Raw genomic sequence first — 11483 nt, 5'->3', positions numbered from 1 at the left:
GGGAGAAAATTATGGATCTTTATAAAGAGTTTCCGGCTCATATCGTTTTCATGCGCCGCACCTTCGCCGTAGTGGCTGGCGTGCTGGCACTGCCGGTAATGCTTTTCTGGAAAGATCGTGCACGTTTTTACAGCTATCTGCACCGCGTCTGGGCGAAAACCAGCGAGAAACCGGTGTGGATGGATCAGGCCGAGAAAGCGACCTGCGATTTCTACTAAAAAGAAAGATTACACACAGCAATAAAAAAACCGCCATCAGCAATGTGGCGGTTTTTTTGTCCCTCGGGATTCGCGGTCCGTTGGGTGAACTTCAAGCCCTCGTCAGAGGCTTACAAGCATATATCGGGTCCTTGAGTAATCAAACTGCAACTCCCTAAATATATTCTTAAACATCCTTTCAGTGGATTACGTTTTACGCCCGGGCCAACTATTATGCGGCGTCCCTTTCCGCCATCTCGCACATGGGCACCGGTCCCGGGAGAGGTGTTACCACAACCGTAAGTCAGGCTCTCGTCAGAGCTTGTGTCCACCGACTTATCACCGGTGGTGAACGGTGGAGCGGTTAGCAGCAGGGACCGCATAATGAAACGCTATTTTTGCATCGCGTTCATTGTCGCCAGCGTACTCGTTGTAAAGAGCGATGAACCGAATGTGTTCGTTGCTTTTGCCATGACAGCGCAGGACAAGTAGCGTTAAGGCCGCCTCGGGCGGCCTTTTTTATTTCATCGCGTCTACACTTCATGGCAAAGTACATTTAAAAGCGTGCCTTTTTCCTTTAGCGGCATGCCCTTACGGACATAATGGACAATTGCCTGGAGTTTTATGCCCACCCATCTGGTTTGGTTTCGTGCGGATTTACGCATTCAAGACAACATCGCCCTTGCGGCCGCCTGCCGCGCCAAAAACGCTAATGTGCTGGCCCTGTTTATCGCCACGCCTGAGCAGTGGCAGCAGCATGATATGGCGCCACGGCAGGCGGCTTATCTCCTCTCGCACCTGAATGATTTGCAGCAAACGCTCGCCGAAAAGGGCATACCGCTGATCTACAAAGAGGTGCGGGATTTTGCCGCGCAGCTGCAGACGGTGCAGGAGACGTGTCGGGAGCACGACGTCACGCATCTTTTCTACAACTACCAGTATGAATTCAACGAGCAGCAGCGCGATCGTCAGCTGGATAAGATGCTTGAGGATGTAGTTTGCGAAGGGTTTGACGATAGCGTGATGCTGGCGCCGGGCAGCGTAATGACCGGCAGCCACGAGATGTATAAAGTTTTTACGCCGTTTAAAAATGCCTTCATTAAACGCCTGAAAGAGGCGCTGCCGGAGTGCGTTGCCGCACCCGCCGTCAGGGGTGAGGCAATAGCCGATTTGCCGGAGCTGAATTTTGATTACCCGCAGCAGCCGTTTGATGAAACGTTATTTCCCGCCAGTGAAAAGGCGGCGATCGCTCAGCTGCGCCACTTCTGCAGGCAGGGAGCCGCTGACTACGAAGCGCGTCGTGATTTCCCTGCGACTGAAGGCACGAGCCGTTTATCGGCCTGTTTAGCGCTGGGCGTGCTCTCACCGCGCCAGTGTCTGCACCGTCTGCTGGCGGAGCAGCCGCAGGCGCTGGACGGTGGCGCAGGTTCTGTCTGGCTGAATGAGCTTATCTGGCGCGAGTTCTACCGCCATCTGATGACGTATCACCCTGATTTATGTAAACATCGTCCCTTCATCCGCTGGACTGAAAAGGTAAAGTGGCAAACGAATGATGAGCAGCTTAACGCCTGGCAAACCGGGCAAACGGGCTACCCGATCGTGGATGCCGCCATGCGCCAGCTTAACGAAACCGGATGGATGCATAACCGCCTGCGGATGATCGCCGCCAGCTTTCTGGTGAAAGATCTGCTTATCGACTGGCGCGCCGGGGAGCGCTATTTTATTTCTCAGCTGATCGATGGCGATCTTGCGGCGAATAACGGCGGCTGGCAGTGGGCCGCTTCTACCGGAACCGATGCCGCTCCCTATTTCCGGATTTTTAATCCGACCACCCAGGGAGAGCGATTTGACGCTGACGGCGAGTTCATCCGCCGCTGGGTGCCAGAACTTAAGCATGTTCCCGCCAAAGCGATCCACGACCCGTGGGCCTGGGCCGACAAACAGGGCATGACGCTCGATTACCCTCGCCCGGTAGTCGACCACAAACAGGCGCGCGTCGCCACGCTGGCGGCGTATGAAGCCGCCCGTAAAGCATAAGAGAGTGATGATGAAAAATAGCGAACTTGAAAGCCTGATTAACGAAAAACTTAACGCCGCCTCGTTTAGCGATTATGGCCCGAACGGTCTGCAGGTCGAAGGGCGTGAAACGGTGCAGAAAATTATCACCGGCGTGACGGCAAGCCAGGCGTTGCTGGATGAAGCCGTGCGTCAGGAAGCGGATGCGGTCATCGTCCATCACGGTTACTTCTGGAAAAACGAATCACCCATTATTCGCGGCATGAAGCGCAATCGTCTGAAAACGCTGCTGGCAAATGATATCAACCTGTACGGTTACCACCTGCCTTTGGATGCGCACCCGGAGCTGGGCAATAACGTACAGCTGGCGCAGCTGCTGGGGATCGCCGTGATGGGCGAAATCGAGCCGCTGGTGCCGTGGGGCGAGCTGGCGATGCCGGTCCCGGGGCTGGAATTAGCCTCGTGGATTGAGGCTCGTCTGGGGCGTCGCCCGCTGTGGTGCGGCGATACCGGACCGGATACGGTGAAGCGTGTGGCCTGGTGCACCGGTGGCGGCCAGGGCTTTATCGACAGCGCGGCGCGCTTTGGCGTCGATGCGTTTATTACGGGTGAAGTCTCTGAACAGACGGTTCACTCGGCCCGCGAGCAGGGGCTGCATTTCTACGCGGCAGGTCACCATGCCACCGAGCGCGGCGGTATTCGCGCCCTCAGCGAATGGCTGACGGAAAATACCGATCTGGATGTGACATTTATTGATATCCCTAACCCGGCCTGATGAGAGGTAATTAAGTGCAGCGAGCGCGTTGTTATCTTCTGGGTGAAACCGCGGTGGTGCTGGAGCTGGAGCCGCCCGTCACGCTTGCCACGCAGAAGCGTATCTGGCGGCTGACGCAGCGTCTGGCCGATATTCCGGAAGTGGTTGAGGCCATTCCGGGAATGAACAATGTCACCGTGGTGCTGCGTAATCCGCACACGCTGGCGCTGGACGCCATCGAACGTCTGCAGCGCTGGTGGGAGGAGAGCGAGGCGCTGGAACCGGCGTCCCGTACCATTGAGATCCCGGTTGTTTATGGCGGAACGAGTGGGCCCGATCTGGGCGTGGTGGCTGAACATGCCGGATTAACCCAAAAACAGGTGGTTGAACTGCACAGTTCAGTGGACTACATCGTCTGGTTCCTGGGGTTCCAGCCGGGCTTTCCGTATCTGGGGGGATTATCTCCGCAGCTGCATACCCCGCGCCGCGCCGAACCGCGCCTGAGCGTCCCTGCGGGGACGGTAGCGATTGGCGGCGAACAGACCGGCATTTATCCGCTCGCGTCGCCGGGCGGCTGGCAGCTGATCGGCCACACGTCCACGCCGTTATTTGAACCGGGGCAGGATGCACCGATTCTCCTTCGCCCTGGCGATACGCTGCGCTTTATCCCGCAGAAGGAGGGGGTATGTTAACGCTTATACGCGCAGGGCTTTACACCTCCGTGCAGGATGCCGGCCGCTTTGGCATGCGGCAGTCGGGCGTGAGCTATTGCGGCGCGCTGGACCGCCCTGCGCTTGAAATTGCCAACGTGCTGGTGGGTAACCCCGGCAGCACCGCAGCGCTGGAGATTACCCTTGGCCAGTGCGTGATTGAGTTTAGTCAGGAAACCTGGTTTGCCCTGACCGGTGCCGGTTGCGATGCTACGCTGGACGGCAAAGCGGTGTGGACAGGCTGGCGTCTGCGGGCAAAAGCCGGGCAGCGTCTGACGCTCAGGCGGCCCCTGCACGGGGTGCGCAGCTATCTTGCTGTCGCGGGCGGTATTGACGTGCCGGAGGTGTTGGGCTCATCCAGCACTGACCAGAAAGCGGGAATAGGCGGTCATGAAGGACGCCTGCTGCGCGACGGCGATCGCCTGGCAATTAAACCCTCAGCGCGTCATTTTTCGACGGCTCAGGGCGTGAAGCAGCTGCTGTGGGGAAACCACATCCGCGCCTTACCGGGGCCGGAATATCATGAGTTCGATGAGGCCTCACAAGAGTCCTTCTGGCGCTCGCCGTGGAAGATCAGCCCGCAAAGCAACCGCATGGGCTACCGTCTGCAGGGGCAGCCGCTGTCGCGCACGACGGACCGGGAACTGCTTTCCCACGGTTTGTTGCCGGGCGTGATTCAGGTGCCGGGCAACGGGCAGCCGATTGTTCTGATGAACGATGCGCAGACGACGGGCGGTTATCCGCGTATTGCCTGCATTATCGACGCCGATCGTTACCACCTGGCGCAGATTCCTCTCGGGCAGCCGATTCACTTCGTGCAGTGTTCGCTTGAGGAGGCGCTGAAAGCCCGGCAGGATCAGCAGCGTTATCTTGAGCAGCTGGCGTGGAGGCTCGATGGTAAAGATTGATTTAAACGCCGACCTGGGTGAGGGCGGCAGCGCCGACGCGGAACTGATGACATTGGTTTCGTCGGTCAACATTGCCTGCGGATTCCACGCGGGCGACGCGCCCACCATGCTCACAAGCGTGCGTAATGCCGTTAAAAATGGCGTCGCGATAGGCGCCCATCCGAGCTTTCCTGACCGGGAGAACTTTGGCCGCACGGCGATGGATCTGCCGCCTGAGACGGTCTACGCTCAGGTGCTCTACCAGATTGGCGCGCTGGAGGCGATTGTTCGCGCTGAGAACGGCGTGCTGCGCCACGTGAAGCCGCACGGCATGCTTTACAACCAGGCGGCAAAAGATCCGGCGCTTGCGGACGCCATCGCCCGTGCGGTGCGGGACTGCAATCCGGCGCTGATTCTGGTCGGACTGGCGGGTAGCGAACTGATTCGCGCCGGAGAGCGCCTGGGGTTAACCACCCGGCAGGAAGTCTTTGCCGATCGGGGCTATCAGCCGGACGGCAGTCTGGTCCCCCGCCCGCAGCCGGGCGCGCTTATTCCCGATGAAGAGCGGGCGCTGGCGCAGACGCTGGAGATGGTTCGCTCTGGACACGTCACGGCGATTGACGGCACGTCTGCGGCGGTGAAGGCTGACACGGTCTGTTTACACGGTGATGGCGAGCATGCGCTGCAGTTCGCACGCCGCTTGCGGGCGGCATTTGCGGAGCAGGGTATTTGCGTCAGCGCCTGAAATCACAATAAGGACAAAAAGATGCCAGAAGGTCCGGAGATCCGCCGCGCGGCGGATAGCCTGGAGGCGGCGATAAAGGGCAAACCCCTGACGGAAGTCTGGTTTGCCTTTCCTCAGCTTAAGCCGTTTGAATCCCAGCTGGTGGGGCAGACGGTGACCCACATTGAAACGCGAGGCAAAGCCTTGCTCACCCACTTTTCCCATAACCTGACGTTATATAGCCATAACCAGCTTTACGGCGTCTGGCGGGTGGTTGATGCGGATGAGCAGCTCCAAACTACGCGCGTGCTGCGCGTCAGGCTGCAAACGGCGGATAAAGCCATCCTGTTGTATAGCGCCTCTGATATCGAAATGTTAACGCCGGAGCAGCTGCTCACTCACCCGTTCTTGCAGCGGGTAGGTCCGGACGTGCTGGATCTGCGCCTGACGGCGAGCGACGTGAAGGCCCGGTTGTTATCACCTAAATTCCGCAATCGACAGTTTTCCGGCCTGTTCCTCGACCAGGCCTTTCTGGCCGGGTTGGGTAACTATCTGCGGGTAGAGATCCTCTGGGAAGTCGGGCTGGCGGCGCAGCATAAGGCGTCTCAGCTCAATGATGAACAGCTCGATGCGTTATCCCACGCGCTGCTGGATATTCCGCGGCTGTCGTACAACACGCGCGGCGTGGTGGATGAGAACAAGCATCACGGGGCGCTGTTCCGGTTCAAGGTGTTTCATCGGGCGGGGAAGAAGTGCGAGCGGTGCGGCGGTATTATCGACAGGATTATGCTCTCCTCGAGACCTTTTTACTGGTGTCCACACTGTCAGAAATAAAAGTAAAACGGTAACCCAAAGGTTACCGTTTTTTAAGGTTTTCTCCCTCTCCCTGTGGGAGAGGGTCGGGGTGAGGGCATCAGACCGCACCCAACTCCTGTTAGCGCTTAATATCAGACTTAAAATCACGCTGCTCGTAGCCGGTATACAGCTGACGAGGACGGGCGATTTTCATGCCTTCGCTGTGCATTTCGTTCCAGTGCGCAATCCAGCCTACGGTACGTGCCATAGCGAAGATTACGGTGAACATGGAGGACGGAATGCCCATCGCTTTCAGGATGATACCGGAGTAGAAGTCCACGTTCGGGTAGAGTTTCTTCTCGATGAAGTACGGGTCATTCAGCGCGATGTGTTCCAGCTCCATCGCCACTTCCAGCAGATCGTCTTTGGTACCCAGCTCTTTCAGCACTTCGTGGCAGGTTTCACGCATCACGGTCGCGCGTGGGTCATAGTTTTTGTAAACACGGTGACCGAAGCCCATCAGGCGGAAGGAGTCATTCTTGTCTTTCGCGCGACGCACGAACTCAGGAATGTGCTCAACGGAGCTGATCTCTTCCAGCATCTTCAGCGCCGCTTCGTTCGCGCCACCGTGCGCCGGTCCCCACAGGGAGGCGATGCCCGCTGCGATACAGGCGAACGGGTTCGCGCCGGAAGAGCCAGCGGTACGGACGGTGGAGGTTGAGGCGTTTTGTTCGTGGTCAGCGTGCAGGATCAGAATTCGGTCCATGGCGCGTTCCAGTACCGGGTTAACAACGTACTCTTCACACGGCGTGGAGAACATCATGCGCAGGAAGTTACCGGAGTAGGAGAGGTCATTACGCGGGTAAACAAACGGCTGGCCGATGGAGTACTTGTAACACATTGCCGCCATGGTCGGCATTTTGGACAGCAGACGGAACGCCGCGATATCACGGTGACGTGGGTTATTCACGTCCAGGGAGTCGTGGTAGAACGCCGCCAGCGCGCCGGTGATGCCGCACATGACCGCCATCGGGTGAGAGTCACGACGGAACGCATGGAACAGACGGGTAATCTGCTCATGGATCATGGTGTGACGGGTCACGGTGGTCACGAATTCATCGTATTCAGCCTGGGTCGGTTTTTCGCCGTTCAGCAGGATGTAGCACACTTCCAGATAGTTGGATTCAGTGGCTAACTGATCGATGGGGAAGCCGCGATGGAGCAGGATACCTTCGTCACCGTCGATATAGGTGATTTTGGATTCGCAAGATGCGGTAGAGGTAAATCCAGGGTCAAAGGTGAAAACTCCTTTGGAACCCAGCGTACGGATATCAATAACATCCTGACCGAGCGTGCCTTTTAGCACATCCAGTTCAATAGCAGTGTCACCACCGAGGGTGAGCTTTGCCTTTGTATCAGCCATTTACGGTCTCCTTAGCGCCTTATGCTTAAGACTGCGGTTCACCGGATTTGCCTTCAGCTGTTATTCATCGTTACCAGATTGTTATTTGGCTTGCCGCTCAGCTCGCGAGGAGAAACCAGGGTACAGAGCTATGGCGCCTTGCAGGTAAACGAATGAAATATCAGTGAAACAACAGCAAATCAGCGTTTTTGCAGTCCGAATTATTCAAACCTGTATATCACTAATAACTGTCCTGATAACTTCGGTCAATACCATCACACTGTTACATAACTATTTGTCAGGTGAAAGTAAGACCTCATAACTTTTGCGCATTATATGCCTTTTCTGATGACGTTTGTAACAATATTGTTTAACATTTGTCAAATCAGATGATTAAAAATTAAAAAGATGTTGTTATCGTGACCCTGATCACTGTTCCAGAGAAAACCCGACAAACTGTATGTAGGTTAATTGTAATGATTTTGTGAACGGCCTATACTGCCGCCAGGTCTCCGGAACACCCTGCAATCCCGAGCCACCCAGCGTTGTAACGTGTCGTTTTAGCATTTGGAAGCAATGTTTTGCATGACGCGCAGTTATAGAAAAGGAACGCTGCTTGACCCGCATCGCAGTCCGGAGGAAGGAAACAATAAGAACAGCATGTGGGCGTTATTCATGATAAGAAATGTGAAAAAACAAAGACCTGTCAATCTGGATCTCAAAACGATCCGGTTCCCTGTAACAGCAATAGCGTCCATTTTGCACCGTGTGTCGGGTGTGATTACGTTTGTGGCGGTCGGTATTCTGCTGTGGCTGCTGGGAACCAGCCTCTCATCTCCTGAAGGATTCCTCCAGGCCTCAGCCATTATGAACAGCTTCTTCGTGAAATTTATCATGTGGGGCATTCTGACCGCGCTGGCGTACCACGTCGTTGTGGGCGTTCGCCATATGCTGATGGACTTTGGCTACCTCGAAGAGACCTTCGAAGCCGGGAAACGCTCCGCTAACATTTCATTTGTGATTACTGTCGTGCTTTCACTTCTCGCAGGAGTTCTCGTATGGTAAGCAACGCCTCCGCATTAGGACGCAACGGCGTACATGACTTCATTCTGGTCCGCGCTACCGCCATCGTCCTCACGCTTTACATCATCTATATGATCGGTTTCTTCGCGACCAGCGGCACGCTGACGTGGGAGATCTGGAGTGGATTCTTCGGATCGGCCTTCACCAAAGTGTTCACCCTGCTGGCGCTGTTCTCCATCCTTATCCATGCCTGGATTGGCATGTGGCAGGTGTTGACCGATTACGTTAAACCGCTGGCAATTCGCCTTCCGCTGCAGCTGATCGTTGTTGTTGCGCTGGTGGTTTACGTTATTTATGGATTCGTTGTGGTGTGGGGTGTGTAATGAAACTGCCAGTCAGAGAATTTGATGCTGTCGTGATTGGTGCTGGTGGCGCAGGTATGCGCGCAGCGCTGCAAATTTCCCAGAGCGGCCAGACCTGTGCGCTGCTCTCTAAAGTGTTCCCAACCCGTTCCCACACCGTGTCTGCGCAGGGCGGTATCACCGTCGCGCTGGGTAATACCCATGAAGACAACTGGGAATGGCACATGTACGACACGGTAAAAGGTTCCGATTACATCGGTGACCAGGACGCCATCGAATATATGTGTAAAACCGGCCCGGAAGCGATTCTGGAGCTGGACCACATGGGTCTGCCGTTCTCCCGTCTGGAAAACGGCACCATCTATCAGCGTCCGTTTGGCGGCCAGTCGAAAGATTTCGGCGGCGAGCAGGCGGCACGTACCGCGGCAGCGGCCGACCGTACCGGCCACGCGCTGCTGCACACGCTGTATCAGCAGAACCTGAAAAACCACACTACCATCTTCTCAGAGTGGTACGCGCTGGATCTGGTGAAAAACGCCGATGGCGCCGTCGTCGGCTGTACCGCGCTGTGCATTGAAACCGGTGAAGTGGTCTACTTCAAAGCCCGCGCGACCGTGCTGGCAACGGGCGGCGCAGGCCGTATTTATCAGTCCACCACCAATGCCCACATCAACACCGGTGACGGCGTCGGTATGGCTATCCGCGCCGGCGTGCCGGTGCAGGATATGGAGATGTGGCAGTTCCACCCAACCGGTATCGCCGGCGCGGGTGTTCTGGTGACGGAAGGCTGCCGTGGTGAAGGCGGTTACCTGCTGAACAAACACGGCGAGCGCTTCATGGAGCGTTATGCCCCGAATGCGAAAGACCTGGCGGGTCGTGACGTGGTGGCGCGTTCCATCATGATCGAAATCCGTGAAGGCCGCGGCTGCGATGGCCCATGGGGTCCACACGCGAAGCTGAAGCTTGACCATCTGGGTAAAGAGGTTCTGGAATCCCGACTGCCGGGCATCCTGGAGCTGTCCCGCACCTTCGCCCACGTCGACCCGGTGAAAGAGCCGATTCCGGTTATCCCAACCTGCCACTACATGATGGGCGGTATTCCGACCAAAGTGACCGGTCAGGCGCTGACCGTGAACGAGCAGGGCGAAGATGTGGTCATTCCTGGCCTGTTCGCGGTTGGCGAAATCGCCTGCGTATCGGTACACGGCGCAAACCGTCTGGGCGGCAACTCCCTGCTGGACCTGGTGGTGTTTGGTCGTGCGGTGGGTCTGCATCTGCAGGAATCCATTGCCGAGCAGGGCGACCTGCGCGACGCAACCGATGCTGAAATCGATGCTTCCCTTGAGCGCCTCAACCGCTGGAACGGTAACCGCAACGGTGAAGATCCGGTGGAAATCCGCAAAGCGCTGCAGGAATGTATGCAGCACAACTTCTCGGTCTTCCGTGAGGGTGACGCGATGGCCAAAGGGCTTGAGCAGCTGAAAGCGATCCGCGAGCGTCTGAAAAATGCCCGTCTGGACGACACTTCCAGCGAGTTCAACACCCAGCGCGTTGAGTGTCTGGAGCTGGATAACCTGATGGAAACCGCCTACGCCACTGCGGTGTCGGCAAACTTCCGCACCGAGAGCCGTGGCGCACATAGCCGCTTCGACTACCCGGATCGTGATGACGAAAACTGGCTGTGCCATTCCCTGTATTTGCCAGAGTCGGAGTCCATGACGCGTCGTAGCGTCAACATGGAACCGAAACTGCGTCCGGCGTTCCCGCCGAAGATTCGTACTTATTAATGCGGAGACAGGACAATGAAACTCGAATTTTCAGTTTATCGTTATAACCCGGATGTAGACGACGCGCCGCACATGCAGGATTACACCCTGGAAGCGGAAGAAGGTCGCGACATGATGCTGCTGGATGCCTTAATGCAGCTGAAAGAAAAAGATCCGACACTGTCGTTCCGTCGCTCCTGCCGAGAAGGGGTTTGTGGCTCCGACGGTGTGAACATGAACGGCAAAAATGGCCTGGCCTGCATCACGCCGATTTCGGCGCTACAGCGTCCCGGTCAGAAAATTGTTATCCGTCCTCTGCCAGGCCTGCCGGTCGTGCGTGATTTGGTGGTAGACATGGGGCAATTCTATGCACAATATGAGAAGATTAAGCCTTACTTATTGAATAATGGGCAAAATCCACCCGCTCGTGAGCACCTGCAGTCTCCTGAGCAGCGTGAAAAACTCGATGGGTTGTACGAGTGTATTCTCTGTGCATGTTGTTCTACGTCCTGCCCGTCGTTCTGGTGGAACCCTGACAAGTTCATCGGCCCGGCCGGTCTGCTGGCTGCCTATCGCTTCCTGATCGATAGCCGCGACACCGAAACCGATAACCGTCTGGAAGGACTGAGTGACGCTTTCAGCGTATTCCGCTGCCATAGCATCATGAACTGCGTCAGTGTGTGTCCTAAGGGGCTGAACCCGACGCGCGCCATCGGCCATATTAAGTCGATGCTGCTGCAGCGCAGTGCGTAAGTAGTGAGAGGGGAGCGCTGTTCCCCTCACCCTAACCCTCTCCCACTGGGAGAGGGAACAGATTGCAGGAAATCTTTAAAAACTGCCGACGACC

At 56.6% G+C, this 11483-nt stretch carries 12 protein-coding genes; 11 read left to right on the top strand and 1 reads right to left on the bottom strand.

The window, feature by feature from the left end; genetic code table 11:
* Positions 1–11: 11 nt before the first annotated feature.
* The 7 genes from D5067_RS16220 to nei all read left to right on the top strand — a co-directional run bounded on the left by D5067_RS16220 (position 12) and on the right by nei (position 6122).
* Entirely contained in the window at positions 12–218 is a 207-nt protein-coding gene (locus tag D5067_RS16220; RefSeq protein WP_028019445.1) for a YbfA family protein, read from the top strand.
* Positions 219–821: 603 nt separating this feature from the next.
* Positions 822–2234, top strand: coding sequence for a deoxyribodipyrimidine photo-lyase (gene phrB, locus D5067_RS16215; RefSeq protein ID WP_119935057.1), 1413 nt, complete (start codon positions 822–824; stop codon positions 2232–2234).
* Between the two features lie 10 nt (positions 2235–2244).
* Positions 2245–2988 (top strand): type 2 GTP cyclohydrolase I, encoded by a 744-nt coding sequence (locus D5067_RS16210; protein WP_119935457.1) that lies wholly within the window; start codon positions 2245–2247, stop codon positions 2986–2988.
* Positions 2989–3002: 14 nt separating this feature from the next.
* On the top strand, positions 3003–3659 hold the full coding sequence (gene pxpB, locus D5067_RS16205; RefSeq protein ID WP_119935056.1) for a 5-oxoprolinase subunit PxpB: 657 nt from the start codon (positions 3003–3005) through the stop codon (positions 3657–3659).
* Positions 3653–4585 carry a 5-oxoprolinase subunit PxpC gene (gene pxpC, locus D5067_RS16200; RefSeq protein ID WP_119935055.1) on the top strand — a complete coding sequence of 311 codons (933 nt, stop codon included), beginning with the start codon at positions 3653–3655 and terminating at the stop codon, positions 4583–4585. Before pxpB ends, pxpC begins: the two co-directional genes overlap by 7 nt.
* Complete coding sequence (pxpA, locus tag D5067_RS16195; RefSeq protein WP_119935054.1) at positions 4572–5309, top strand: 5-oxoprolinase subunit PxpA; 738 nt, start codon at positions 4572–4574, stop codon at positions 5307–5309. Before pxpC ends, pxpA begins: the two co-directional genes overlap by 14 nt.
* A 21-nt stretch (positions 5310–5330) precedes the next feature.
* A complete protein-coding gene (gene nei / locus D5067_RS16190) occupies positions 5331–6122 on the top strand; it encodes an endonuclease VIII (RefSeq protein WP_119935053.1) in 792 nt (263 codons plus the stop codon).
* A gap of 100 nt (positions 6123–6222) precedes the next feature.
* Here nei and D5067_RS16185 read toward each other — a convergent pair whose 3' ends face one another.
* Complete coding sequence (locus D5067_RS16185; RefSeq protein WP_119935052.1) at positions 6223–7506, bottom strand: citrate synthase; 1284 nt, start codon at positions 7504–7506, stop codon at positions 6223–6225.
* 639 nt (positions 7507–8145) lie between these two features.
* Here D5067_RS16185 and sdhC point away from each other — a divergent pair.
* The 4 genes from sdhC to D5067_RS16165 are packed head-to-tail and all read left to right on the top strand — an operon-like array spanning position 8146 to position 11389.
* Positions 8146–8550 (top strand): succinate dehydrogenase cytochrome b556 subunit, encoded by a 405-nt coding sequence (gene sdhC, locus D5067_RS16180; RefSeq protein ID WP_020684965.1) that lies wholly within the window; start codon positions 8146–8148, stop codon positions 8548–8550.
* Positions 8544–8891: a succinate dehydrogenase membrane anchor subunit gene (gene sdhD / locus D5067_RS16175; RefSeq protein WP_119935051.1), complete on the top strand. Its 348-nt coding sequence runs from the start codon at positions 8544–8546 to the stop codon at positions 8889–8891. The genes sdhC and sdhD overlap by 7 nt, the downstream gene beginning before the upstream one ends.
* Positions 8891–10657, top strand: coding sequence for a succinate dehydrogenase flavoprotein subunit (gene sdhA, locus D5067_RS16170; RefSeq protein ID WP_119935050.1), 1767 nt, complete (start codon positions 8891–8893; stop codon positions 10655–10657). The genes sdhD and sdhA overlap by 1 nt, the downstream gene beginning before the upstream one ends.
* A gap of 15 nt (positions 10658–10672) precedes the next feature.
* Positions 10673–11389, top strand: coding sequence for a succinate dehydrogenase iron-sulfur subunit (locus tag D5067_RS16165; RefSeq protein WP_119935049.1), 717 nt, complete (start codon positions 10673–10675; stop codon positions 11387–11389).
* Positions 11390–11483 lie beyond the last annotated feature (94 nt).

Origin of the sequence: Enterobacter huaxiensis (assembly GCF_003594935.2) — a bacterium.
Lineage (GTDB): Bacteria > Pseudomonadota > Gammaproteobacteria > Enterobacterales > Enterobacteriaceae > Enterobacter > Enterobacter huaxiensis.
The sequence above is the reverse complement of the archived record's forward strand: the minus strand, read 5'-3'. Positions and strand labels throughout refer to the sequence as shown.